General features: G+C 42.7%; 18 protein-coding genes. 11 read left to right on the top strand and 7 right to left on the bottom strand.

The features are described from left to right. Positions 1-90 precede the first annotated feature (90 nt). Positions 91-1,284: an NADH:flavin oxidoreductase/NADH oxidase gene (locus tag VB732_RS16395; RefSeq protein ID WP_323231927.1), complete on the top strand. Its 1,194-nt coding sequence runs from the start codon at positions 91-93 to the stop codon at positions 1,282-1,284. Positions 1,285-1,299: 15 nt separating this feature from the next. On the opposite strand, the gene VB732_RS16390 is transcribed toward VB732_RS16395, so the two are convergent. Both VB732_RS16390 and VB732_RS16385 read right to left on the bottom strand, forming a co-directional pair. Beyond that, the gene (locus tag VB732_RS16390) at positions 1,300-1,431 is read right to left on the bottom strand and encodes a hypothetical protein (protein ID WP_323231926.1); all 132 of its coding nucleotides are present in this window, start codon (positions 1,429-1,431) and stop codon (positions 1,300-1,302) included. A gap of 296 nt (positions 1,432-1,727) precedes the next feature. After that, positions 1,728-2,837 (bottom strand): S-(hydroxymethyl)glutathione dehydrogenase/class III alcohol dehydrogenase, encoded by a 1,110-nt coding sequence (locus VB732_RS16385; protein ID WP_323231925.1) that lies wholly within the window; start codon positions 2,835-2,837, stop codon positions 1,728-1,730. A 325-nt stretch (positions 2,838-3,162) separates the two neighbouring features. Here VB732_RS16385 and VB732_RS16380 point away from each other — a divergent pair, with 325 nt between their 5' ends. The 3 genes from VB732_RS16380 to VB732_RS16370 all read left to right on the top strand — a co-directional run bounded on the left by VB732_RS16380 (position 3,163) and on the right by VB732_RS16370 (position 5,742). Continuing rightward, complete coding sequence (locus VB732_RS16380; protein ID WP_323231924.1) at positions 3,163-4,446, top strand: valine--pyruvate transaminase; 1,284 nt, start codon at positions 3,163-3,165, stop codon at positions 4,444-4,446. A gap of 13 nt (positions 4,447-4,459) precedes the next feature. Beyond that, entirely contained in the window at positions 4,460-5,185 is a 726-nt protein-coding gene (gene rimM / locus VB732_RS16375; RefSeq protein WP_323231923.1) for a ribosome maturation factor RimM, read from the top strand. A 314-nt stretch (positions 5,186-5,499) separates the two neighbouring features. Then, on the top strand, positions 5,500-5,742 hold the full coding sequence (locus VB732_RS16370) for a hypothetical protein (protein ID WP_323231922.1): 243 nt from the start codon (positions 5,500-5,502) through the stop codon (positions 5,740-5,742). A gap of 365 nt (positions 5,743-6,107) precedes the next feature. Here the strand turns inward: VB732_RS16370 and VB732_RS16365 are convergent, their stop codons facing one another. Next, positions 6,108-6,785, bottom strand: coding sequence for a class I SAM-dependent methyltransferase (locus tag VB732_RS16365; RefSeq protein ID WP_323231921.1), 678 nt, complete (start codon positions 6,783-6,785; stop codon positions 6,108-6,110). Positions 6,786-7,205: 420 nt separating this feature from the next. On the opposite strand from VB732_RS16365, the gene VB732_RS16360 reads away from it, so the two are divergent. Continuing rightward, positions 7,206-9,587 carry a phosphoketolase family protein gene (locus tag VB732_RS16360; RefSeq protein ID WP_323231920.1) on the top strand — a complete coding sequence of 794 codons (2,382 nt, stop codon included), beginning with the start codon at positions 7,206-7,208 and terminating at the stop codon, positions 9,585-9,587. A gap of 469 nt (positions 9,588-10,056) precedes the next feature. Then, positions 10,057-10,590, top strand: coding sequence for a translation initiation factor IF-3 (gene infC / locus VB732_RS16355; protein WP_323231919.1), 534 nt, complete (start codon positions 10,057-10,059; stop codon positions 10,588-10,590). A 381-nt stretch (positions 10,591-10,971) separates the two neighbouring features. Here the strand turns inward: infC and VB732_RS16350 are convergent, their stop codons facing one another. Beyond that, positions 10,972-11,448 (bottom strand): hypothetical protein, encoded by a 477-nt coding sequence (locus tag VB732_RS16350; protein WP_323231918.1) that lies wholly within the window; start codon positions 11,446-11,448, stop codon positions 10,972-10,974. A gap of 191 nt (positions 11,449-11,639) precedes the next feature. Between VB732_RS16350 and rpiA the strand changes: the two genes are divergently transcribed. Continuing rightward, positions 11,640-12,347, top strand: a complete 708-nt coding sequence (gene rpiA / locus VB732_RS16345; protein ID WP_323231917.1) for a ribose-5-phosphate isomerase RpiA — start codon at positions 11,640-11,642, stop codon at positions 12,345-12,347. Between the two features lie 140 nt (positions 12,348-12,487). Here the strand turns inward: rpiA and VB732_RS16340 are convergent, their stop codons facing one another. Continuing rightward, entirely contained in the window at positions 12,488-16,705 is a 4,218-nt protein-coding gene (locus VB732_RS16340) for a DUF4347 domain-containing protein (protein WP_323231916.1), read from the bottom strand. A 467-nt stretch (positions 16,706-17,172) separates the two neighbouring features. Between VB732_RS16340 and VB732_RS16335 the strand changes: the two genes are divergently transcribed. The 4 genes from VB732_RS16335 to rtcA all read left to right on the top strand — a co-directional run bounded on the left by VB732_RS16335 (position 17,173) and on the right by rtcA (position 24,435). Beyond that, positions 17,173-19,401 carry a hypothetical protein gene (locus VB732_RS16335; protein ID WP_323231915.1) on the top strand — a complete coding sequence of 743 codons (2,229 nt, stop codon included), beginning with the start codon at positions 17,173-17,175 and terminating at the stop codon, positions 19,399-19,401. 13 nt (positions 19,402-19,414) lie between these two features. Beyond that, positions 19,415-21,691, top strand: a complete 2,277-nt coding sequence (locus VB732_RS16330) for a hypothetical protein (RefSeq protein WP_323231914.1) — start codon at positions 19,415-19,417, stop codon at positions 21,689-21,691. Positions 21,692-21,709: 18 nt separating this feature from the next. Beyond that, positions 21,710-23,056: an FAD-binding oxidoreductase gene (locus VB732_RS16325; protein ID WP_323231913.1), complete on the top strand. Its 1,347-nt coding sequence runs from the start codon at positions 21,710-21,712 to the stop codon at positions 23,054-23,056. A 329-nt stretch (positions 23,057-23,385) separates the two neighbouring features. After that, the gene (rtcA, locus tag VB732_RS16320; protein WP_323231912.1) at positions 23,386-24,435 is read left to right on the top strand and encodes an RNA 3'-terminal phosphate cyclase; all 1,050 of its coding nucleotides are present in this window, start codon (positions 23,386-23,388) and stop codon (positions 24,433-24,435) included. A gap of 367 nt (positions 24,436-24,802) precedes the next feature. Here rtcA and VB732_RS16315 read toward each other — a convergent pair whose 3' ends face one another. Both VB732_RS16315 and VB732_RS16310 read right to left on the bottom strand, forming a co-directional pair. Next, positions 24,803-25,687, bottom strand: a complete 885-nt coding sequence (locus tag VB732_RS16315; protein ID WP_323231911.1) for a hypothetical protein — start codon at positions 25,685-25,687, stop codon at positions 24,803-24,805. 73 nt (positions 25,688-25,760) lie between these two features. Continuing rightward, entirely contained in the window at positions 25,761-26,354 is a 594-nt protein-coding gene (locus VB732_RS16310) for a DUF1517 domain-containing protein (RefSeq protein ID WP_323231910.1), read from the bottom strand. Positions 26,355-26,421 lie beyond the last annotated feature (67 nt).

Here is a 26,421-nt window from a genome sequence, read left to right as displayed (position 1 = left end):
TTATATCTCCACTCTATGGAGGGATGGGGAATTATGGGGATTAGTTAAAATTCGTTTGTGTTAGTCCACAAAGCACGGAAAAGTAACAGCATGACTACAGAGAAGCTAACAACTTCGCCATCATCCCCAGCCAAGACTGAATTAGAATCCATAGATTCGCCCGGTTGTCAATCAACGAGTCTGCACGATTCAGATGTACCGGAAGTAGACTTGTTTAGTCCACTGAAAATTCGAGATATCACTCTGCCCGATCGCATAGCAATGTCACCAATGTGTCAATACTCGGCAGAGGATGGATTCGCAAATGATTGGCACTTTGTCCATTTGGGGAGTCGGGCTGCTGGAGGTACTGGGCTGGTTATAGTAGAAGCTACAGCCGTGACAGCCCAAGGGCGAATTACCCCCGGCGATCTTGGTCTTTGGGACGATATGCACATTGAGCCACTAGCTCGGATTGTCCGCTTTCTTCGTCAACAGGGAGCGATCGCAGGGATTCAATTAGCCCATGCTGGCCGGAAGGCAAGTTGCAATCTTCCCTGGCTGGGTGGCGCACCGCTAACACCTGAAGAAGGCGGTTGGCCGGTAATCGGATCAAGCCCAATTCCGTTTCAAGAGGGCGGCCCCGTTCCTATAGCCCTGGATGAGGCTGGTATTGAAGAGGTGATTGAAGCCTTCGTTGCCACAACCCAGCGTGCCCTACAAGCGGGTTTTGAGATTATCGAAATCCACGCGGCTCATGGATATCTACTGCATTCTTTTCTTTCGCCGCTAAGTAATCAACGAACAGATCGTTACGGGGGTTCTTTGGAGAACCGAATGCGTTTGTTACTTGAGGTGACAAGACGAGTACGTGAGGTTTTGCCAAGCGGGATGCCGCTTTTTGTGCGCCTCTCTGCTACCGATTGGGTAGAGGGAGGTTGGGATATTAAGCAGTCAGTGATATTATCCCGTGAACTAAAGGAATTAGGCGTTGATTTAATCGATGTTTCCACAGGAGGCTTAGTCCCTCATGCCAGGATTCCTGTACAGACAGGTTATCAAGTGCCTTTTGCTGCCAAAATCCGAGAAGAAGCTGGGATTAGGACAGGGGCTGTGGGGATGATCAAGGAGGCTGACTATGCCAACCAAGTAATTACTCGTGGATGTGCGGATTTGGTTCTCGTCGGTCGAGAAATGCTCCGCGATCCATATTGGTCGATTCGGGCCCGTGGCCACTTGGATGAGGAACCGAACTGGCCTTTACCTTACGGCTATGCAGTTAAACCGCGAAGACAGGGGAAATAAATCTAAACGAGTTTGCTAGGGTGCGATCGCAATTGATTTGGGTTTAATGGCAAATGATATGATTGCGATCGCTCTTTTTTCACCAAAAAAGGCTACATACAGCTTTTGTCTTAGAGTACTCCAAGTAAAAAAATGCTCAATTGTCATTGCGAGTGAAGCGAAGCAATCGCAAAGGTTTGGGATTGCCGCGCAACGCTTGCAATGACATAAGTATTAAGTCGAACATGATATTATTGGGGTACAAGGTAGGAGATCATAACTATGATCCCCTACAAATTTTTGTACCTCATCTGATTGTGAACCGCTATCAAGATTTAAACCTTATTTAAAACAAGACTATCTGCATAGCATTAAGTAGAAGGTCTTTTTAATTACGAATTACGTACAGCCCTTTGGGCATGAAAACCGCGTAGCGTGCCGGAGGCTCTATTACGAATTACGAATTAAAAAGTCACTACACTCCGAATAGATTCACCTTTATGCATCAATTCAAAAGCATCATTAATTTGCTCAATGGGCATCACATGAGTAATTAAATCATCAATATTTATCTTACCTTCCATATACCAATCAACAATTTTCGGCACATCTGTACGTCCTCTAGCACCACCGAAAGCTGAACCTTTCCAAACGCGCCCAGTTACTAGTTGAAAAGGACGAGTGCTGATTTCTTGTCCAGCGCCGGCAACACCAATAATCACGCTGACACCCCAACCTTTGTGGCAGCATTCTAATGCTTGACGCATAACTTTGACATTACCAATACATTCAAAACTGTAATCAGCACCGCCTTTTGTTAAATCAACCAGATAGGGAACTAAATCACCCTCTACTTCTTGAGGATTAACAAAGTGCGTCATCCCAAACTTTTCCGCCAAGGCGCGTTTGTTGGGATTAAGATCAACCCCGACAATCATATTTGCCCCTACCATCCGCGCTCCTTGGATGACATTTAAACCAATACCACCCAAGCCGAAAACCACGACATTTGCACCAGGTTCCACCTTGGCAGTATTAATGACTGCACCAACACCAGTAGTCACACCACAGCCAATGTAACAAACCTTATCAAATGGCGCGTCTTCCCGAATTTTTGCCAGGGCGATTTCCGGCAGCACCGTATAGTTGGCAAAAGTGGATGTACCCATATAATGATGAATCATTTGCCCATCGATACTAAAGCGGCTAGTGCCATTGGGCATGACACCGCGTCCTTGAGTTAAGCGAATGGCTTGACAAAGATTAGTTTTGAAGCTCAAACAATATTCGCACTGGCGGCATTCGGGAGTGTATAGGGGAATTACATGATCCCCTGGTTTAAGACTGGTGACACCAGCGCCTACTTCCACTACCACACCAGCGCCTTCATGTCCCAAAATTGCCGGAAACAAACCTTCAGGATCGTCACCAGATAGGGTAAAGGCATCGGTATGACAAATCCCGCTTGCTTTCACCTCAACTAACACTTCGCCGGCTTGTGGCCCCGACAGTTGAACGGTTTCAATCGTCAACGGCTTACCTGCGCTGTAAGCTACTGCTGCTTTAACTTGCAATGTCAGCGCTCCTGTATAGTTTTGTCATTTGTCATTTGTCATTGGGATTAGGTGAGAGGTGATAGGGAATAATCTGTACCCTATTCTTTACTCCCCAGTTTCCTCACAGGCATTGAACGCATGATACACTTTTGTATCACTTCATCGTATTTACTAAGCGCGATCGCCTTTATAACGATAAATATTACTTTGTCAAAAAATATCGTTCTCTAGCTAGATTGGTTGAAGGCGGCAACAGCTGTTTTGACAACGATGTAAACTGGATATCAGCAGCAATCCCCAAATAATTTGTCCACTTCTCGATTAATAAATTTTGTCACAGCTTATGAACCCTGCCCTAACTCAAATTGGCGCTCAAATGTCCAACCTGACTGGCGTAAGAGCAATTATGAAGGATATTATCGAGACTTTGCGAGGGGGTACAGGGCAGCAGTTTATTAATTTGAGTGCTGGTAATCCGTTGATTTTGCCAGAAGTAGAACAATTATGGCGAGATTGTACTGCACAGCTTTTAGCTAGCCCCGAATATGGTGAGGTAGTTTGTCGATATGGCTCAAGTCAGGGCTATGCACCATTAGTTGAAGCGATCGCCAACGACTTTAACAAACGTTACGGGTTAAACTTAAGCGATCGCAATATCCTGATCACTCCCGGCAGTCAAACCCTCTACTTCTACGCTGTGAATAGCTTCGGTGGCTACACCCCTAGCGGCGAATTAAAACAAGTCGTTTTGCCCCTTAGCCCTGACTACACAGGTTACGGCGGACTCTCCTTAGTTCCAAAAGCCTTAACTGCCTACAAACCCACTCTCGATATTGATGAAGCCGCCCACCGATTTAAATATCGCCCCGACTTCAGCCAACTGTCGATTACAGAAAATACGGGTTGTATCCTCTTTTCTCGCCCCTGTAATCCCACTGGTAATGTCCTCACTGAAGATGAGGTGAAAAAGATCGCTGCTTTAGCTGCGCCTTACAATCTACCCGTGTTAATTGACTCAGCTTATGCGCCTCCCTTCCCGGCATTGAACTTTACCGAAATGACACCAGTGTTTGGTGATAACATCTTACACTGCATGAGTTTATCGAAAGCGGGATTACCAGGAGAAAGGGTTGGTATTGCCATTGGGGATGAAAAGTGGATTGAAGTGCTGGAGTGTTTCCAAGCAAATATTAGTCTTCACTCTTCACGTTACGGCCAAGCGATCGCAGCTTTTGCAATTAATTCTGGCGCATTAGTAGAAATTTCTCACACCGTCATCCGTCCCTTTTACCAGAATAAGTTTGCCGTTTTAGAAACTAGCTTAGAAGAAGCTATGCCCAAGGATTTACCTTGGTTCCTCCATCGTGGTGAAGGAGCAATTTTTGCTTGGTTATGGTTACAGGATTTACCCATCAGTGACTGGGAATTTTACCAGCAATTAAAGCAAGTAGGTGTGATTATTGTCCCTGGAAGTAGCTTCTTTCCGGGTTTAGAGGAAGAATGGGCGCACAAGCACCAATGTTTCCGCATCAGCCTTACAGGTACAGATGAAGAGATAGCCATTGCTATGCAACGTTTAGCAAAAGCTGCTCAAGAAGTTTATAAAAGTGCGGCGGTGACTGCGTAGTAGGGAAAATAGAATGAAACACGAAGAAGCTAATAAAGAGATAGGGAGTAAAGGAGTAGAGGCGCACAGGAGTAGAGGAGGAAGAAAATCAAAAAAATCTAATCCCCAATCCCCAATCCCCAATCCCCAACCCCCAATCCCCAATCCCCAATCCCCAGCCCCTAATCTCGACAATTGGCTAGAAATTGGTAAGGTTGTTTCCCCTCAAGGATTGTCTGGAGAATTAAAAGTTTATCCAGTATCAGACTTCCCCGAAAGATTTGAGGTGGCGGGAAAACGTTGGTTGTTGCGTTCAGATGACACAGAACCGCAACCAATAGAATTATTGACAGGACGTTATATCAGTAACAAAAACTTGTATGTGATTAAATTAGCTGGTGTGGAAAATTGCGATCAGGCCGAGGCGTTGCGCGGTTGTAAGTTAATGGTTCCAGCAAGCGATCGCCCCCAATTAGGCGAAGATGAATATCATGTCCTCGATTTGATTGGCTTGGAAGTCTTCATGCAAGCATCTGGCGAACTCGTTGGTACGGTGGTAGACATCATCCCGGCTGGCAATGATTTGTTAGAAGTAAAATTACACCCATCTTTTACCACTGACAAAGGACAAACGACAAGTGACAAAAAGCAAAAGACTGTTTTGATTCCATTTGTGGAAGCGATCGCACCAGTCGTAGACTTGAAATCTAATCGTATTGAAATTACGCCACCGCCTGGATTATTAGAAATTAATAATTAGGCTATTACTCGCTCTACCTTGAGTTAGTCATGAACATATTTAATTTTGAATTATTAACCAAAATTTGAGAAACTCGAAAATGACTTAAGAGGATGTTTGAAAAGTTTTTCGCTGTGATTTTAGGCACTTTTAGATCCCCCCTACCTGAAAAATGGGGAAGAATCAAAGTCTCCCTTTTTAAGGGAGATTTAGAGGGATCTAAAACTTTTGATACCGAAAACAGGACTTTTCAAACATCCTCTAAACTTTACCAAAAATCGTAACTCTCGAATAATTTCTCAAGTGCAACCTAGAGAATGAAGGCTCTTATACTTATGTCAGAAATTGAAGATTTAGAAGTGACTGTAGAAGAATATTTGGATGGATTGGCAGTAGGTATCGACGTTTTGGAATTGAAACGTTTAGAAGCAAAAGGAATTCCAACAAACCTAGCTCTGGAAGTTATGGCGATCGCACCAAAAATAATCAATGGCACAGCTACCCCTGAAGAAATTGTTAGAGGGGTAATGATTCTAACACCATCGCTTAGGGAACAAATTAAATCAGTGGACAGTTAAGATTGACATCCTCACCGCAGTGAACGCACTCTTAAGAAGGGGTAATGAGTAACAAGTAATGAGTAATGAGTAATGAGTAATGAGTAATGAGTAATGAGTAAATACCCATTTTTCATCCACTCATTAATAAGTAATGAGTAAGAAGTAAAAAGTAATGAGTAAGAAGCAAGAAGGAAGAAGTAAATATTCATAACTCATAACTCATTACTCATAACTCATTACTTACTCCTAACTCATTACTTTAAAGCCGTGCTGGAAACACGGGGTTTTAAACCCATTTTTCTGATAAAAGGTCAGAAACTGGCTTATGATTTTAATGGGGATTTTACCCTGACATAAAATGTGGTGTCTACAGAGTCGAGTAATTATTGTCTTTGGTATTCAATCCGTAGCTGCTTAACGTCAATTTGTTCAGACTCGGAAAACACAAATTTCTCTACTTGGTATAATCCTAAATTTTCAAACTGCTCAAGTTCTGAGTTTGATAATGGCCAAGGTGGGCCACTGGGTTCAACTTCTGTGTCCCGAACACGAGTAATCAGTAACAGTGTTCCACCTAAAGCGATAACAGAGGTAACTGAAGAAATAACTGAAGAACGCACATTCAAGGGCAAAGCTTGAATGTTACGACATTCAAAAACAAAGTCGAAGGCTTGATGCCATTGTGAGGGAATTGCCAACAAATCTGCAACTACATAGTTGACAGTCGAATCGGGAAATCGCTGCTGACACCAGGAAATCGCTGTCGGAGAAATATCAAAAGCGGTTACTTCAAATCCCACATTTGCTAAAGCTTCGGCATCATCTCCTAAGCCACAACCAATTACTAATGCCTTTTGCTGTAAGGCGAATGGTTCATGATTCGTTAACCAATTTTGCAGATAAGGATGAGGAGCTAACTTGGCCCAAGGAATTTGTGCTGCGTCCCCTTTAGCTTTCGCGTATAAAACTTCAAACCATGCAGATGGTTCTGATTTGTGTAAAGCTTCTGCGGCTAACTGTTTAACATAAGACTGTAAACTTTCTGGTTGTTGTTCTAACATAAAGGATGATTTATTTTTTGGAAGTCCCTTAAGCGATCGCTAAAGCTTTTTTAGATATTTTAAAATAGCGGTTACTGATTTGTAAAAAAATTAACCGCAGAGACGCAGAGAACGCAGAGAGAGGAATCAGAGATTTTCACGATAATTTAAGATTGTTAGAGTAGGTGTAACTCGTTATCAGAAAAATGGGTATTTACTCATTACTCATTACTTATTACTCATTACTCCTTCTTAAGAGTGCGTTCACGGCGGTGAGCATGTCAAAGCGATCGCTTGATCGCTTTCCATTCTGTACTGAGAAAGAGGAATTTAGTCACAAAGGTTGAAAAATTCATTATGGATAGATGGACATCATCTGGAAAAAAAGTATAATTGCTTACTGATGAGTTCGCCAAAATCCTTTTGTAATGGAGTGTCGAAATGACATTAGCAACAACTCCACAAACAAAGCCTTTAACAGACGAAGAATTACGTAAGATAAACGCCTACTGGCGTGCAGCTAACTATCTTTCGGTTGGGCAGATATATCTACTTGACAATCCACTATTGAAAGAACCGTTAAAGCTGGAACACGTCAAACCCAGGCTCTTGGGTCACTGGGGAACAACGCCAGGGCTAAACTTGATCTATGCTCACCTAAATCGGGTCATCAAAAAATATGACCTGAACACAATCTACATTGCTGGCCCCGGTCATGGAGGCCCTGGACTGGTAGCCAACACCTACCTAGAAGGCACTTACACCGAGTACTATCACAACATCTCCCAGGATGCAGAAGGAATCCAGAAACTCTTCAAACAATTCTCTTTCCCTGGTGGTATTCCTAGCCATGTTGCACCGGAAACTCCTGGTTCGATCCACGAAGGGGGGGAACTAGGTTACGCCCTCGTCCACGCTTTCGGTGCTGCCTTTGATAATCCTGACTTGATCGTTGCTGCTGTTGTCGGTGACGGCGAAGCTGAAACAGGTGCTTTAGCAACTAGCTGGCATTCCAACAAGTTTCTTAACCCGGTGCATGATGGGGCTGTACTGCCGATTCTGCACCTAAATGGGTATAAAATTGCCAATCCAACAGTACTGGCACGCATCAGCCACGAGGAATTAGAAAGCTTATTTGTAGGTTATGGCTACAAACCATACTTTGTCGAAGGTGACGATCCCGCAGATGTCCACCAGCAGATGGCGGCGACTTTAGATATAGCGATCGCTGAAATTCAAAGCATCCAAAGAGAAGCCCGTGTACATGGTTTCACTGAACGTCCTCAGTGGCCGATGATTGTCTTAAAAACCCCCAAAGGTTGGACAGGGCCCAAGGAAGTTGATGGCAAAAAAACCGAAGGTTATTGGCGATCGCACCAAGTTCCCTTGAGCAATATCGCTAAACAGCCAGAACACCTGAAACTCCTAGAAGACTGGATGAAGAGTTACAAACCAGAAGAACTCTTCGACAGCAACGGCACGCTGATTCCCGAATTAGCAGAACTAGCTCCCAAAGGTCATCGACGCATGGGTGACAATCCCCACGCTAACGGCGGCATTTTGCTGCGCGACCTGAAGATGCCAGACTTTCAAGACTATGCTGTAGATGTTCTCAAACCAGGACAAGCGATCGCAGAAGCTACCCAAGTTGCCGGAAAATTTCTCCGGGATATCATGCAACTTAACCAAGAAACCCGCAACTTCCGCATCGTCGGCCCCGATGAAACGGTATCAAATCGCTTAGGCGCTGTACTAGAAGTTACAGATCGGGATTGGGTAGCCCAGATCCTCCCGGAAGATGACCACCTTTCCGCCGACGGTCGGGTAATGGAAATTCTCAGCGAAACTAATTGTCAAGGATGGTTAGAAGGCTATCTCCTCACAGGACGGCACGGGTTCTTCTCCTGCTACGAGGCGTTTATCCACATTATTGACTCAATGTTCAATCAGCACGCCAAATGGTTGAAAACAACCAGAGATATTCCCTGGCGTAGACCGATTGCTTCCCTCAATTATCTACTCACCTCCCACGTTTGGCGACAAGACCATAACGGCTTCTCTCACCAAGACCCCGGTTTTATCGACCATGTAATTAACAAGAAAGCAGAGATCGTTCGTGTATATTTGCCCCCCGATGCGAATACTCTGCTATCAGTAACTGACCATTGTTTAAGAAGCCGCAACTATGTCAACGTCATCGTTGCCGGAAAGCAACCAGCATTGCAATATCTTGATATGGATGCTGCTATCAAGCACTGTACAAAAGGCATCGGCATTTGGGAATGGGCAAGCAACGACCAAGGCGGCGAACCAGATGTAGTACTGGGTTGTGCTGGGGATATTCCCACCTTGGAAACCTTAGCGGCTGTGGATATTCTGCGTCAGCACTTCCCTGAGTTAAAGGTGCGGGTAGTGAACGTAGTCGATTTGATGACACTACAGCCAAAAAGCGAACATCCCCACGGTTTGAGTGAAAAAGACTTTGACACAATTTTCACCACAGACAAACCGATTATCTTTGCTTTTCATGGCTATCCTTGGCTGATTCATCGCCTAACTTATCGCCAAACCAACCATCATAACTTGCATGTGCGTGGCTATAAGGAAGAAGGAACCACCACTACCCCCTTTGATATGGTTGTGCTTAACGATCTCGATCGCTTTCACCTAGTAATGGATGTAATTGCTCGTGTACCAAAACTAGGATATAGAGCAGCTTATGTCAAACAGGAAATGCAAGATAAGCTCATCGAACACAAGCACTACATCCAGAAGTACGGCGATGATATGCCGGAAATTCGTGACTGGAAGTGGTCTTATTAAGAGGATATAGGTGAAAGAAGCAGAGGGGATATTCTCTCTGCTTCTCCCTTTTTAAAGTGGATTTATCAGCGCTGGTGGACTATAAATACTACTAAGCTTACTGAATGTAAGATAATATACTACATTGATTTTGCTAGATGTGCTGCATCTGCAAGCTTAATATTTTGGAGACATGATGTTGCTTTATGCGATCGCCTAAAATGGGCGGTTACGCCATCGCAAAAAATATTGCTAAATTGTAATAATATTTAACATGAGTCTAGGTTGTGTAATTTAGATTAACTATTGCAGAGAAATTCTCTCAGAGTTAGTAAAATGACAAATACTAAGGACGCAACTATTTTATGGATTAGTTACTCTAGAACTGTAGACTATGTTTTCAGTCCTGAGTTATTTCCGTATCTTGCTTCTGAAGGCATATCAATCAAGACCACACCAAATCCTTCATTAAGAGCTCCTACAAATCATAATGCCTGTGATTGAGAAGAAAAGAACTCGCGATCTGCCCCAAATTAACGAAAGAATTCGCTTCCCGAAAATTCGGGTCATTGATACTGATGGTGCCCAGATGGGAATTATGCCCCCACAGGAAGCACTACAACTAGCAGAAGAAAAAGAGTTAGATTTGGTGCTTATAAGTGACAAAGCTGACCCGCCAGTTTGTCGGATTATGGACTACGGGAAATACAAGTTTGAGCAGGAGAAAAAGGCGCGGGAAGCCCGGAAAAAGCAGCACACGGCTGATGTCAAAGAAGTTAAGATGCGTTACAAAATAGAAGAACACGACTACAATGTGCGTGTTAAGCAAGCAGAGCGCTTTTTGAAAGATGGCGATAAAGTCAAAGCGACTGTGATGTTCCGGGGTCGAGAAATTCAACACAGCGACCTAGCAGAAGATTTGCTCAAGCGAATGGCAACCGATTTGGAGCCTTATGGTGAGCTTCAACAAGCGCCTAAAAAAGAAGGGCGAAACATGATGATGCTCATCTCACCCAAAAAATAATCCTCTAACTGTTTAATAGACGAAGTTGAAAAACCCCTGGCTAGAAGTCAGGGTTTTTTTCGTTTTTCCTTTGGAAATTGCAGGACAGAGGAGAAGGTATAATATCAGGTTCGGTTAAACACTTAATATGTGTAGGTTGGGTTTCGTTCCTCAACCCAACATTTTATCCTTGCTCATGTTGGGTAACACTAAGAGTACTCCAAGTAAAAAAATGCTCAATTGTCATTGCGAGCGAAGCGAAGCAATCCCAGCCCTTGCGATTGCTTCGCTTCGCTCGCAATGACGGGTTTTGGATCATTTATTTTTTGGAACACTCTAAAGTTCAACCCAACCGACATTGATGGATTTTATTACAAGTAATCACCCGAACTTGATATAGCTTTAAAAATTAGGACTGTGTTCAGAATCCCAGCATTTCTCATCACGCCAGATTCTACCAGTGTGTTCACATTCTGATTTATCGTAAATCCAAGGAATTGAAGTAGGGTAATTGCTAGATAGAGGAGTAAGTGAAGACAATACAAAAGAAAAAATAGTATAGCCGGAAATCGATAGAACGCTTAAAAACCCCATGATAAATAAAATATTTACAGGAGTCCAAAAAGGATATAAACCTCTTTCGGAGCTTAAACGCACTTTAGAACGACGTTCTGAACCTGCCAGCAACACCAGATAAAACCTTAATCCGGGAATTGGCACTGAAACTCTTATGTCTAAAGAATGACGAGTCCAAGCACGAGAGGTAAAACCCCTTTTTATGGCTTCTAATTGCTCCACTGTGAAAGTATTTGCTACTTTTGGGTCAATATCAGCGAGAAGTTTCTCAAAGGTAAGATCGGTGTGTTGGGGCTTCTTCATAACACAAGTATATTAATATACAAACTTTTTACATAAGTTATCTCCTCTCTCCCGGACAATAGGGTGTTTTATTTTTTAAAGTTTCTAATCAAGGAAGTAGAAATTAGCAAAAACTTGTTTTTTACCTTTCATCTTTTGAGGTTATCTGCCCACTACTATGGACTATAGTCAGTTTTTCAGGAGTTTTGGGAATGACAGCAACAGATCCCGTAAAGTTGATGAAGCAAGAAGTTGGCAAAGCCGCCGCCGCCCTAGTAAAGTCGGGTTCCATCGTTGGGTTAGGTACGGGGTCAACTACAGCATATACAATTCAGTTTTTAGGCGATCGCCTCAAGTCTGGTGAACTCAAAGATATCATTGGTATACCTACCTCCTTTCAGTCAGAAGTACTGGCGAAGCAGTACGGTGTCCCTCTCGCCACCTTAGATGCTATTGACCACATCGATATTGCCATTGATGGGGCAGATGAAGTTGATCCGCAAAAGAATTTGATTAAAGGCGGTGGTGCAGCACATACCCGCGAAAAAGTCGTAGATTACCTAGCAGAACAGTTTATCGTCGTTGTAGATAGTGGTAAATTAGTAGACCGCTTGGGTTCTAGTTTCGCTGTGCCGGTGGAAGTAATTCCAATGGCAATTACTCCTGTAACCAATGCCATCAAAAAACTTGGTGGTAAACCAGAACTCCGCATGGGTGTAAAAAAAGCTGGCCCAGTGATTACTGACCAAGGTAACTTTGTCTTAGATGTCAGATTTGACTCTATTGAAGATCCAGTCAATCTAGAAAAGACATTGAATAACATTCCCGGCGTTCTGGAAAATGGGATTTTTGTTAACTGTGTTGACTTAGTTTTGATTGGTGAAGTCAAAGATGGTCAGCCATTAGTGCGCCAACTGTAAAAGTTATAGATTTTGGATTTTAGATGTTTCTGAAATCTAAGATCCAAAAATTACAGCTATTTATCTGAAAATAGCTGTAAGCATTTCTTTCTTCTCTTCCTTTGCGTTCTTTGCGCCTTTGCGGTTCGTTAAACTGAACCCTACACAATAACGTTAGTACCAACTACCAGATTAGTTGCGGTGAAATTATCTAAAGTCGCAAAGGTATAAAAAGCTCCACCAATACCAGAGTAGTCAAACTGAACTTGTGTAGAAGTATCCGATTGTACAAACCGCAGATAACCATCTGAGATGGGGTTACTGCTACTGTAGCCCCGGCTCTTAAACAAGTCAGTAAGGATTAACTTATCCTCGCTGTGATTAAAGTCAGTGATTGTATCACGATTCAAGCCTTGGCAAACGAACTGATCATGACCGCTACCACCAGTTAAGGTATTAATATTACCGCCACCAATTAGGATGTCATCACCAGCACCACCGATAAGGCTATCGTTACCATCACCACCGATGAGGCTATCGTTACCAGCACCACCAATGAGGCTATCGTCACCAGCACCACCGATAAGGCTATCGTTACCAGCGCCACCGATGAGGCTATCGTTACCAGCACCACCGATGAGGCTATCGTTACCACTTTTACCATCTATGCGGTCATCACCTTCCAGACCATAAATAATATCTGCTGAATTGTCAAAACCCTCGACATTGTTGTTGAGATCATTGAGAAAGGTAAATGTATTTTTGTTGAAGATGGTACTTTGAGTAGAATCGGCATCGAAAATATCAAAGCTGTCACTAATTGTGGTCTGCCCATCAAAAATAATATTACCGATACTCCAGAGGTTATCTAGGTTTTCTAGAGCAAAGTCTTGTAGGATAACTTTGTTATTAGCCACACCTTCAAAGGTAATTTCTAGATCGTTACCATTCTGGGTGAGTAATAGATTTTGGGCTGTCAATCCAGCACCTTGAAATTTGAGGATATCTATTTCGGCTATGGTTTCTGCTGAAGGATTTGAGCCTTTACCTAACCCGCCGAAATCGCTAATAGTATCAACACCATCACCTAAGTTGTAAACAAATTTATCATTGCCGCCGCCACCGGTTAGGATATCATTCCCTTGATTACCTGTGATAATATCATTCCCGCCTTGACCGTTAATTATATCAGCGTAATTTGTGCCCACTAGGTTATCAGCGCCATTGGTTCCGTTAATACCGTTGAATTCTAAAGCACCAATATCAACTGTACCCTCAGATATTCTGTCAAATCCAACACCACGCTGGTCATTTTCGACACCAGCAGGAATCAAGGAATTTGCGCCAGCGTCAATAGCGGGACTATCTGCAAGTAAAGCGTGAGTTAAGGTTGTACCACCGTTATTTTGCAGTGGGCTAAGTTTGGGATCAATGGGGTTAACGCTTGTGCCTACTAGTGTACTAGTATTAAAGCCTGTGCTACCGGTGCGATCGCCAATTAGATTGTTCCCTGAGTCAATGAAGTTGCCCCAAACATCATTGGAGTAGAAACCCTCTTCGCCATAGGTGTCGGGTTTGTCGAAGTTGCCTGCAATGATAGTGTTCTCAACAATGACAGTACCATCTGATAAATTGACGATACCTCCACCATCCGCATCACCTATATAAAAATCAGATGCAGTGTTATTAGTAATAGTACTGGTAGTGACAGTGAGGGAGCCTGAGTTATAAATGCCGCCACCAGTAGAGTAAGCCCTATTTCCAGAGACAGTGCTATTGTTCAGGCTGAAAGTGCCACTGTTATAAATGCCACCACCAGTTTGCGCGACACTATTGGAGACAGTGCTATTGGTCAGGCTAACGCTGCCAGAGTTATAGATTCCGCCCCCGTAAGTAGGGTAAGGGTTAGGGCCACCGCGCTCTAAGCCACTGGCATACAAACTATTATTAGAGACGGTGCTGTTAGTTAGGCTAAGAGTACCTGTGTTAAATATACCGCCACCGTAGGCAGAGGAGTATTTAATCGTCGCATAATTGCCAGAGACGGTGCTGTTAGTTAGGCTGAGGTTGCCTGTGTTAAATATGCCTCCGCCTAACGACGACCCACCATTGCCAGAGACAGTGCTGTTTGTCAGGCTGAGAGTACCTCTGTTCAATATGCCGCCCACTGCTCCTTTATTGTTAGAAACTGTGCTATTCGTTAGGCTGAGGCTGGCATTACTATTGAGCAAAATACTGCCATATACTACATCATTAGCATTAGTAACCTGCAAGCTATCAATGCTCACATCTGTCCCTGTGCCCGATATCTCGAATACACCCGAAGTATTGTTCCCATTTATGGTCAGCTTAGATGCCCCAGTCCCTAAAATGGTTACATCATCGGTAATGCTTAGTGATCCAGATGTGAGGGTGATGATATCTGGGATAGCGTCGGTGAACACGCCCGCAAAGGTAATTGTATCCGCCCCAGCAGTGGCATTAGCATTGATAATAGCCTGCCGCAACGAGCCTACCCCTGAATCGTTAGTATTAGTTACTACTGTGTCAGTATTAACAGGTAGTGGGCTAGTGGACTGGACTTCATAAGCACCAATATCCACTGTAGCGCCGGATATCCGCTCAAATTCAGCGCCCCTTTGGTCAGTGGTAGCACTAACTAGGCTATTATTTCCAGTATCAATGGCGGGACTATCTGCAAGTAAGGCATGAGTTAAAGTTACACCGCCATTATTTTGCAGCAGACTGAGTTTTGGATCAATGGGGCTGGCACTAGTTCCTACTAGGGTGCTGGTGGTGAAACCAGTGCTACCAGTGCTATTACCAATGAGGTTATTGCCGGAGTCAGTGAAACTGCCACTCACATCGGGATTAATGATATCGGAGGTAGATTTGTCGGAGTTGCCTGCAATGATGCTGTTCCCAACGACAAATTTTCGACCAGTATTGAAAATACCTCCACCATCACCAGTACCATTGCTATCCAAATCTGACGTATTGTTTGTAACAGTAGAACTTATAAGGGTGAGAACGTTTCCGTTATTGTAGCTCCCACCATTATAGATACCACCGCCATCTTCTAGTGACTTATTGCCAGAGATGGTGCTGTTAGTCACGGTAGCTGAACCGAAAGAATAAAAAGAACTTGGGTTAGCGATGCCGCCGCCGAATGATGCCTGATTGTCAGAGACAGTGCTATTATTCAGGTTGAGGATATTGCTATTAGAGATACCACCACCACTCCCGGATGCTGTGTTGCCAGAGACGCTGCTATTGTTCAGGCTGAGAATACCTGAGTCAGAGTTAACGATTCCACCACCATTCTGAGACGTTGTATTGTTAGAGACTGTGCTGTTAGTTAGATTGAGAACGCCTGAGTTAACGATTCCACCACCATTCTGAGACGTTGTATTGTTAGAGACTGTGCTGTTCGTTAGGCTGAGGATGGTAGTCTCATTGATCAAAAGACCGCCGTCATTACCATTAGAAATAGTCAAGCCATCAACGATCGCGTCTGTACCTACTCCCGATATCTCGAAAACTCTGGAGGCATTATTTCCACTGACTGTAAGCTGAGATGCCCCAGTCCCCAAGATGGTGACGTTATCGTTAATCGTCAGTTGCCCAGAGGTAAGGGTGATTACGTCTGGAGTTGTATTATTAAACACTCCACCAAAAGTAATTGTATCTTGCCCCTTAGTAGCATTGGCTAAATTAATTGCCTCTCGGAGTGTGGTGATCCCGTTGTTCGGATCGCCATCATCGACATCTCCGGTATCATTGACGGTAAACGTCGCCAATATCCCTGCATAAGCCTGTCGCGTCGCTTCTGAAAAGGCTAAACTAACCTCCATTTCAGTGGTGCGGACTTCTAACTCCCAATTACCACCTAATTCTGCATTCCCAATCCGTTGACGGGAAGCGGCAATATTTGCTCCTGTGAGTTGGTGCAATTTGGCGACAAATTCCTCGCCTGCATCACCCGCAGCCACATTGCAACCATAGATAAATAAATTGTAGGGGCGATCGCTGTTGGCAGAGGCTAAAAATATCTGCTGCCATTGTTGAAGTTGTTGGCTGTACTTGTCGAGGTTATCAAGTCCTAAATTAGTGTTGCCCAATTGTAAGCAGCCTGGTGTACCGTGGCACACAATATGAATATTAATCAAATTTGAGCGATCGCAACTCGTCAGAATATCCGTAATTTGTTCAACACCGTTCTGTGTCGATTCCAGAGTGAACACTTGGGTATTCTCAAGCACACCATTGACTAAATTACTATAGTCTTCAACCGCCATGTCAATGAAGACCAAATTATGGTTATGGGAAGTGCAAGTTGCGGGATTCACTTGGAAGCGTGAGGTATGTAGCGTTACCATTTTTTTACCTCGAACTAAGGTTATGAGGGAAACTCAAACCGACTTCAGCCTTGTCATTACAGGATTTTCACATAACTCTTGAGAGTTAAAAAACTATATATTTACTAATTATTTTTCCTTTCGTTGCTATCATCTAGCAAGTTGACGCTTTTGTAAAGTCATAAAACTATGTAATTTTACCATGAGGATCAAAAATTAGGTTTTATAGTGGTTCATCCCGAAAAGTTGATTTTTTACCCATATACCTGGCTGGTGAAGTGTTGATGGGATTGTGCCAGATATTCAATTGAAAGATTGGGATTGGAATATATAGCTAGCTTTTCTGAAAATGACTTTTATAAATTGACAAATTTATTACACAATATTATTGAATAATCAAACCAAAAGACCTATTGCCAACTTTTCGCAGATATTAATTTTTTAATAGTGTTAGTTATGCAAAATAATAAAATAGTATAAATAATAGCATGGAAAAAAGTGTTATTAATGCCAGTCTTTCTACTCAGAACCTAACCTTTCGTCCGGGTGATACTCCTGTATCATTTGAGGTAACTGTCAATAATGACAGCGATCGCTTTGTCAATTTTCAGGTAGAAATTACCGCCGCCGGAGAAACCCGGAACACTGGATACCGATGGTATCGACTCGAACCAGAGGTGGCAGCAGCTAAACCACCAGGCAGCAGCACCATCTTCCAAGTCTTCATATTCAATACACCCATTCCGGGATTTGTCGGTACTGTCAACTTGATGGTGAATATTTTTTCACCGCAATTAGCACAACAGTGCAGACTTGTGCTGCGTCTGAAAATCGAGCGAGACAACAGACCAACACATCTAAGTGTAGAATTGCCTGTGCGAGAGTTCCAAGTTTATCCCCGTAATTCCATAGATATACCAGTACGGGTACGGAACTTGGGGCAACAACCAACTGAAGTGGTACTACGTTTTATCGGCGTTGATTCGTCTTGGCTGACAAGTAGTGCAGAACGCCGATTATCTCTTGAAGCAGGAGGGTTAGCAGAAGCCACATTTCAATGTCAACCTCCTTCTGTAGTGCAAGCGCCCAGTCAAAATTACCCTTTTACGATTGAAGCTGTTAGCAATAATGGTTATCCAACCAGTGCTGAAGGCAACATCGAAGTCTTACCAGTGGGTTTTATAGACTTTACCACTACCCAAAAACACCTAAAAATCCCTAGCAAATCGGCATGGTTGCCTGACTGGAAATCTGATACAGCTTCCTTTGAATTACTGTTTAAAAATGCTAGTAACGTCAACCAGGAAATTAATGTCCAGGTACAGGGGAGAGACTGGCGAAAATGTAGCTTCAAAAAGCTTCCTGAAAATGCCAATCTTCATCTAGGAGAGACAAGTAAAGTAATCCTCGATGTGAAAACAAAACGCCCTTGGGTAGGAATGGGTAAAACTCTATTATTAGAGGCGAAATCAGAATTATCCGACCAACGTTTAGGGAGTACAGACCCAGCCACGCAGACATTAGAAGTAGAGACTCTGCCAATTATACCTCTATGGTTACAGCTAGCTGCGATCGCACTTTTAGCCGCACTCCTAGCATTAATCCTGCAACCAAGAGATGTAATGCATACACGTTCTGTCAACTCAGTCCGTTTTAGTGGCATTGGTTTATCAGTGGTTAGTGGCTCAGATGATTGCACACTAAGGCTTTGGAGAATTAATTCTGATAACTTAGACCCCGATAATAGCGCAACTTATGCTGGGCAACCAGTTGCTTGCGAACAACGACAACAGCCTAAAGGTTTGATGACGATTACCAATGACGCTGTAGAAGTCTTACGCTTCATGCCATTACAAAACGATCGCATGGCTGTTGGTTTAGATAATGGTGTAATTGAACTTAGAGATGTACCATCGGGGCAAAAAATTAACGAACTTCAAGACCTTAAAGATCCTAAAGCAAAAGGCGATCGCGTTTTTGACTTAGCTTTTACTCCAAACTCACTTAACCTATTCAGTGGTTATGGCAGTGGTAAAGTTAGATTATGGTCAAGACCAGCGCCTAACAGCGATTTTCTGCCAGAACCGCAAGTTATCGATGTCCAAAGTACATTGAAACTATCAGGTTTCCAAGTCCGGGCATTAAATCTCAGCCCAGATGCAACAACTCTAGTAATTGCCGGAAACTTTAAGCGTTTCATCTTGTGGCAGTGGAATCGGGCCCAATCTGATAAACAATTCCCAAATTTATCAGTGCAAAATCTAGAAAAACTAGATCCTTTAGTTGGGCGTGAAGATTATATTTGGGGATTGGCTTTTGTTCCTAACTCGGCAGCAAAAATCCTAGCAACCTCCGATTCTGCGGGATTCATTACCATTTGGAATTTGAATCAGTGCCAAACAAATCCGAATCCACTCGAAAAAGTAAATGAACTCAATTGTTTGCCAATAGACCGTTGGCGAGCATCAAAAACATCTGTGCGTAGTCTCGCATTTAGTGATGATGGTGGTTTGCTAGTAAGTGGTGGCGATGATGGACGAGTAGTAGTTTGGTATTTAACTCCCGAACATAAACTCGATAAAACAAAAGCAGCAGAAGGTAAAACAATTTACCAAAGTTCTAAAAAAATCAATAGTATCGACTTGAAAACTAATCAAGGAACCATGATTGTGAGTGGTGGTGAAGATTTTCAAGTCAAACTACACCGCATCAAATAAGAGAGTCAATGACATGCAAGCTAAATTCAATCCACTGCAAGTTATTATCAATCCACCTGGAATTCAATTTGGGATGCCAGGAGATACCATTGAACTCTATATTGTTGTGATCAATCAGGGAGATCAAAGTGCGGTTATTGACTTATACTTTGTTTTTGATGAAGTATTTCAAAATTTAACCGGCTGGTCTACTTCTCCGAGAGAAAGTTTAGCATTAGCTCCAGGGCAGAATAGTGACGAAGTAAAATTTGAGTTTCAAATTTCCGCAAATGCTCTCCCCGGAACATACGACTATACATTAGTTGTAGACTCCCCTCTTCATTATCCCCAAAATACACCCGTAACCTTCCCCAACCAAATTAAGGTTCTTCTGCAAGAACAAACTGCAATTCGGATAAACGACCCGACATTTTCTATTAAACCGAATACTAATCCCAACAAACCGCTAATTTTTAAACCTAGTGAGCCTTTGCAAGTGGAGGTAGTAGTTGACAATCGCTCTTATCTTGTAGATAGGTTCCGCTTGAGTTGCCCAGATTTAGACGAAGACTGGTTCACAATCAATTATCCGGCTACTGGATTTGAGGGGCCAGGATTGATTTCTGATGTGACTGCACTAGAATTAAACCCTGGTAATCAGGGTCAAATATTTTTGAGATTTCACCCGCCTGCGGATACCCTTGCAGGGAGTTATTCTCCGACAATCCGCTTGTATTCAGAAAACTCTCCCGACTTAGTACTACTAGATTTGGTATATATCCAAGTTCCGACAAATTATCATTTAAATATAGAATTCAATACCATTTTAGGACAAGTTAGCCGGAGTCTGGGCAAGTATGAATTATCAATAACAAACCAAGGTAATATTGTCCGAGAACTGATATTAAGCTTAAAAAATCGAGACGAAGAAGAACTATATATTTACAAATTTGATCCTAGCGAAGTCAGATTATTACCAAATAAAACTGCTATCAGCAATTTGACGGTAAAACCTAAACCTTGGTGGCGACAACCTTGGTTTGGTGCTGGGTTAGTAGTCAACTTTCAAGTTGATATTAAAGATCCACAAAATTTTCCTCTACCTAACACATTTCCTCAAGGGAGTTTGGTATGGAAACCGCGCCCTTGGTGGCAATTTATTTTGTTGATTTTGGCAATTTTGGGATTATTAGGAGGGATAGGATTTATCATTTGGCGAATCTTAAACCCCGAACCTTTGAGATTAGAAAATTTTAGCGCGAATAACTCTCAAATTACTGAAGGTGATGAGGTTGCTTTGAACTGGGAAATTTCCCAGTATAAGCAGTTGCAAAAGTTGGTTGTTACGGCCAAAGGTTCCCAACCCATTGAGCCGATTACCTATGACTTTAGCGGTGGTATTCCTGAATCACTGAATCAGGCAAATACACCTCTTTGTCAGGTGCAAGAAAAACAAGATTTAATTTGTAGCAACATTAGAACTGGAGCGACAACAAAAGGTGATTACACTTTTAAATTACAAGCTTTTTATCGTAATGGCATCCAAATGTTGTCTCCAAAAACCCAATCTGTCGAGAAAGAAATTCCAGTAAAAATAGCTGAAAAAGAAATTGCAGAAATAATAAATTTTCAAGCAGATAAACGACAGTATATAAAAGGGCAAAATATTCTTTTAAGTTGGGCAATCGCCCGTCCATTATTGTTAGCACAAACTCAAATTACTGGTATTGGAGATGATGGAACATCTTATGGTGAACCAATAAATTATAAATTTGCTCAAGGTAATATCACCGATCCAAAACTCCAAAAACTGTGTATACAAACCAATCAACAACTGCAATGTAAAAATATTCCTTTAGCAGCAAATAGAGCCGGAAACTTTGCTTTTGAAATTAAAGCTGTTTCTAACAATGGAAGTAGCAAATTAAGTTCTAAAAAGACTGAATCTAAAATAGAAATATTACCGAAGCCATTTAAAATTATTTCTTTCACAATCAACGGGCTTCAACAACCAAATCTAGAACTTAATGAAGGAACAACTGCCACTTTGAGTTGGAGAGTAGAAGGGGAAAATATTCAGGTTAAACTCCAGCCATTCGGAGATGTTCCACTAATTGGCTCACGAAGTCTGCCAGTCAATCTAGCTTTTCCAGATAAAATTACGCTGCAAGTTAATGATATATCTAATAAGCAACAACCCCAGGAAAGAGGATTTGCAATCAGAGTAATTCCAAAAGTAGTGCCTACTCCAGTACCCAGCATTAACCCCGTTCCACCTAGTAGTAATCCATTTAAGGCTCCCTTACCTTAGAGGCAAGGTTTTTAAACGATGACAACAAAATTAGATGCCCTGATTAATTCTCTAGAAGGCATAGAAACCATCACAGATTCCGTTCAAGTAGCAAAATTATCTCAGGATTATCACACCTTTAGCCCGGTGCTAGTGCCAAAACTAGAAGGAAAAGTTGGGGATATCGTTGTACGTCCCGTTAATGAAACAGAGGTTTTAAAAGTTGCGGCCGCCTGTGCTAAACATCGCGTACCCGTGACAGTGCGGGGTGCGGGTACGGGGAATTATGGGCAATGTGTACCCTTGCATGGTGGCGTAATTTTAGATATGACACGGATGCAGGAGATTCTTTGGGTAAAACCTGGTGTAGCGCGGGTGGAAGCTGGGGTGAAATTGGCAACTTTAGATAAAAAAACCAGAGAGATTGGCTGGGAAATCCGCATGGCTCCCTCAACATACCGTACAGCTACAATTGGCGGGTTTATTGCAGGGGGAAGTGGGGGTATTGGCTCTATCCAATATGGGTTACTTGGCGATCGCGGTAATATCTTAGCATTGCGTGTGATAACTGTAGAAGATGAACCCCGTGCGATCGAATTACGCGGCGATGATGTCCAAAAAGTTAATCATGCTTGGGGAATTAACGGCATCATTACCGAAATCGAAATCCCTTTGGGGCCTGCCTATCCTTGGGCAGAAGTCATTGTGACATTTGACGAGTTTATGACAGCAGCAAAATTTGGTCAGGCTCTTGGTAATGCTGATGGCATGATTAAAAAGTTGATTTCTGTCTTTGCATCCCCAATTCCCCAATACTTTCACGCCCTACAAGAGTACATTTCTGAAGGGACTCACTCAGTATTTTTGATAATTGCCGAATCGAGTTTAGAATTTTTACCGGGTTTGGTGCAGAAATATGGCGGAGAAATTACTTATGAAAAACCAGCAGAAGAAGCGGGAAAAGGGATACATTTAGCAGAATTTAGCTGGAATCATACAACCTTACTTGCCCGGAGCGTAGATACTGGAATTACATATTTACAAAGTATGTTTCCTCGCAATGGCAATTTGCAACTGTTAGAGGAGATGTATCATCACTTTGGCGATGAAGTAATGATGCATTTGGAATTCTTTCGGGTGAATGGTGTCGTAGTTCCTGGTGCTTTGCAACTTGTGCGCTACACCACAGAAGAACGCCTCAATGAGATTATCCGCTATCACGAAGAACAGGGTGTGAGTATTGCCAATCCTCACACTTATATTATTGAAGACGGAGGCAGAAAAGTTATTGATCCTGAACAGTTAAAATTTAAAGAAATAGTTGATCCCTATCGGTTGATGAATCCCGGCAAAAGCAAGGTTATTCAATTGCAAATTCAAAATTAGCAAACTATAAAAAACACATATCAGAAGTTTTTCTGTATATTTGTGTAACTCCCTCTAAAAATTTGGCTGTTAGAAGTTTATAATTTGTGGTTTGATTTTAAGAGCCGTGGGGTTGAAGAAGAATTCAGAAGTCAGAATTCAGGAATCAGAATAAGAAATTGGGGGATAAGCGCGGAAAGTCGAAGCGGCCGCTTCCGCAAGAAAGATCAGCTTGTGATGTTTTATCATTTATTCATTCCTCAGTCGGACTCTAATTCAATTCTGAATTCTGACACCTGACTCCTGAATTCTTTTCGGATAACCCAAAATCCACCATTCCAAAATCGCCCATGATTGAAATTGACGGTTCCTATGGAGAGGGAGGCGGACAAGTTCTTCGTACTTCCTTAAGTCTAGCGGCCATCACTGGCGAACCCATACGAATTGCAGGCATTCGCGCTGGACGCAAAAAGCCAGGATTAGCAGCACAACACTTAACAGCAGTTTGGGCTGCGGCGAGAATTTGTAATGCCCAACTACAGGGTGATGCTTTGGGTTCAACGCTGCTAGAATTCATCCCAGGTAGTGCTGTACAAGCTGGAAACTATACCTTTGATGTTAGTAAAGCACAAGTTGGTGGTTCTGCGGGTGCGATCGCTCTAGTTTTACAGACAATTCTCTTGCCTTTATCACTAGCATCTGGAAATTCTCAGGTAACACTAAAGGGTGGAACTCATGTTAACTTTAGCCCGACAGTGACGTACATAGAGCAAGTTTATCTGCCGATATTGCAACGCATGGGTGTAGAGGCAAAAGTTAAATTAGGCGCTTGGGGATGGTTTCCCCAAGGCGGGGGAGAAGTAGAATTGCAGATAAATGGCAGTGGTAAACTCGGTGGCATCAACTTGCTGGAAAGGGGAGAGTTACAACAGGTGCGGGGACTAGCTGTAGTGACAGAATTACCTTCCCATATTCCCCAACGAATGGCGAATCGTGCCGAAAATTTTTTACGAAAAGCCCATCTGAAAGTTACTGTAAAGACTTTGCGAGAAAGAGGTGTGGCTCCTGGGGCGGGTATTTTTTTAACTGCTGAATACGAAAACAGTTTGACAGGCTTTGGTGGATTCGGGCGTTTGCGGTTGTCGGCGGAAACAGTTGCAGAGATTGCTTGTCAGCAACTACTTGAGTTTCATCACACTGGCGCAGCCGTGGATGAACACTTAGCAGATCAGTTATTATTGCCGGCTGCTTTAGCTTCACAGGAAAGTCATTACCGGGTGGCTGAAGTGAGTAGACATTTGACGACAAATGCAGCAGTAATTGAACAGTTTGGGCTGGCACAAATTAAGATAAATGAAGCTGAAAAAGTTGTGTCAGTAAAAAGTATAAATGACCTCTAAGTTTAATCTTTCTCGATCAACTATTCCGCATTTAACTTTTATATACTGGGCCGGGTAATATGCAACCCCAGAAGAATAATTTCTTAATTCAATAACGCTCTTTTTCCTATAGCGGTTCCCATTCAGATGCGGTACAAGATTATATTGCGAGGGTAGGGGCACGGCAGTGCCGTGACCTTACTGGTGTACTCACGTAAACGAGAACCACTATAGTTATTTCTGGAGAGATGTCATCATATATTTCTATAACGACATCTCTCAACAATCGACTAACAAAAAGCATTCAACCCGTTAATTAGCTTTAGTTTCTTCCTATCTTAGAACCTTCCCTATTCAATAATTCTTCATTGTTCAGCAACAAAATTTCTTAACGCCGTCTGCTGCCAAAACCACTTGAACGACGGGGTGCTGTACTACGTCCGCTACCAAAACCACTCCCAGAATTGCGTCTGGTAGTGCTGGAATTACCAGAGGGTCGCAAGCTACTACCACCAAAACCAGAGCCAGAAGGACGGTTATTACCTGTAGTGCTACGCGGTACGTTGCGTACATTTGAATTTCCAGGATATGACCTTCTAATTGTCCCTGTATTGCGGAACGCAGTGCGATTCCTCACGGCTGCTGGTTGCGTGTTGTACCGACTTTGGTAGCTTTGAACTGCTTGGCCATAGCTTCCACCATATCCACCAAAACCACTCAATCCTTGGCCTGATTGATAGACAGGGGGTACATAATATTGAGGTCTAAACAACATACTACCAATTGCCTGACCCGCCAAGCTACCAGCCACAGACCCAGCAAAGGGTGTCCAGAAGCTATTTTCTCGACGGACTACAACCGTCTCTTGTTGTCCGGTTTGGGGATTGGTTTTATTCTCGGTAACGTTGTGGACGTACTCAATTTTAAAGTTTTCCGTTAGATATAAAATTGGTTGTCCTTTATCTACCTTCAGATAGGTTTTTTTGCCCTGCTTGATTTCATCATCAGTTAACCGTGCCATTTGCAAATTTTCGGTTGCAAAGGTTGGGGGATTATTATTAAGTAAAAACAGGCTATACTCGCCGGTTGCATCGTCATAAGTAGCTTGTTGAATTTGATACTCGCCGTCACTCAACTTAGTGTTAGCAGAGGTTTGGCTAACGTTCTTAGCCGGAGGATTAGTTTCGTTTCCCCCACCACAAGCGACAGTTGTGACACACAAACTCAGAGCTAAAAAAACGGCTGTAAATTTACGTACTATGGTCATGATCATTGGATTATTGTCCTATCTCTGAGCTTAACAATTTCTCGGTGTAAGTAGTAAGTACGGACTACCCAACATACTATTATAAAGGAATCAATTCTGGATAATATTGCAACAGTTGATCGCTAGTGAGTTCATCACCTAACTGTGCTGGTGAAAAATGCACTTGGATTGCTTTTAATCTATTTTTGTAATGCAAGTTTATCAATGCTTTCAATCCTTCTTTGAGTGCCTGAACATTAGAAAGATCGGTTTCTAACTCTGGGACTTCTCCTTCATAAGCTACCGTAATCATCACAATGACGTTGCGGGTTACAGGTATAGATAAAGGTTCATTCAATCCAGAGTCAGAACTATAATCTGGTTCGCTGAGATATCTTTCGGCAGAGTCGGTAAATAATTCGTTTACGTAATCTCCCGCCTCACCTTCAGCCCAGAATACATCTCCTTCGTTGGCAGCAGAAAGCCAATATTCATCATATTGCAGTAGGGTTTGGCTAATTTCGACCAATCCTTCTCCCAAAACTTCTAAGTCGCCATCAGCATCGATCGCATCTCGCCCAACACTATTTAATACTCCCAAAATTGGCGCTACTTCACCTCCCCCTAAGTGCAGAAATAGGCGAAAGACTACATAGCGAGTTCGACCGATCATTTTATTAAAGATATTGCTCATTTTTGTCCTCCATAATTTTGCGTTTTGTCATTTGTCATTTGTCTAATAACTTAGACCCAACTCCCAA

The sequence above is a fragment of the Nostoc sp. UHCC 0252 genome (genome assembly GCF_034931145.1).
Taxonomy (GTDB): Bacteria; Cyanobacteriota; Cyanobacteriia; order Cyanobacteriales; family Nostocaceae; genus Nostoc.
Note: the sequence above shows the minus strand (reverse complement) of the source record. Positions and strands in the feature narration are given on the sequence as shown.

Coding starts and splice junctions, on each gene's coding strand:
- VB732_RS16395 (WP_323231927.1), top strand. CDS start 91: ATGACTACAGAGAAGCTAACAACTTCGCCATCATCCCCAGCCAAGACT.
- VB732_RS16390 (WP_323231926.1), bottom strand. CDS start 1,431: ATGACAATTGAGCATTTTTTTACTTGGAGTACTCTAAGACAAAAGCTG.
- VB732_RS16380 (WP_323231924.1), top strand. CDS start 3,163: ATGAACCCTGCCCTAACTCAAATTGGCGCTCAAATGTCCAACCTGACT.
- rimM (WP_323231923.1), top strand. CDS start 4,460: ATGAAACACGAAGAAGCTAATAAAGAGATAGGGAGTAAAGGAGTAGAG.
- VB732_RS16370 (WP_323231922.1), top strand. CDS start 5,500: ATGTCAGAAATTGAAGATTTAGAAGTGACTGTAGAAGAATATTTGGAT.
- VB732_RS16365 (WP_323231921.1), bottom strand. CDS start 6,785: ATGTTAGAACAACAACCAGAAAGTTTACAGTCTTATGTTAAACAGTTA.
- VB732_RS16360 (WP_323231920.1), top strand. CDS start 7,206: ATGACATTAGCAACAACTCCACAAACAAAGCCTTTAACAGACGAAGAA.
- infC (WP_323231919.1), top strand. CDS start 10,057: ATGCCTGTGATTGAGAAGAAAAGAACTCGCGATCTGCCCCAAATTAAC.
- VB732_RS16350 (WP_323231918.1), bottom strand. CDS start 11,448: ATGAAGAAGCCCCAACACACCGATCTTACCTTTGAGAAACTTCTCGCT.
- rpiA (WP_323231917.1), top strand. CDS start 11,640: ATGACAGCAACAGATCCCGTAAAGTTGATGAAGCAAGAAGTTGGCAAA.
- VB732_RS16340 (WP_323231916.1), bottom strand. CDS start 16,705: ATGGTAACGCTACATACCTCACGCTTCCAAGTGAATCCCGCAACTTGC.
- VB732_RS16335 (WP_323231915.1), top strand. CDS start 17,173: ATGGAAAAAAGTGTTATTAATGCCAGTCTTTCTACTCAGAACCTAACC.
- VB732_RS16330 (WP_323231914.1), top strand. CDS start 19,415: ATGCAAGCTAAATTCAATCCACTGCAAGTTATTATCAATCCACCTGGA.
- VB732_RS16325 (WP_323231913.1), top strand. CDS start 21,710: ATGACAACAAAATTAGATGCCCTGATTAATTCTCTAGAAGGCATAGAA.
- rtcA (WP_323231912.1), top strand. CDS start 23,386: ATGATTGAAATTGACGGTTCCTATGGAGAGGGAGGCGGACAAGTTCTT.
- VB732_RS16315 (WP_323231911.1), bottom strand. CDS start 25,687: ATGATCATGACCATAGTACGTAAATTTACAGCCGTTTTTTTAGCTCTG.
- VB732_RS16310 (WP_323231910.1), bottom strand. CDS start 26,354: ATGAGCAATATCTTTAATAAAATGATCGGTCGAACTCGCTATGTAGTC.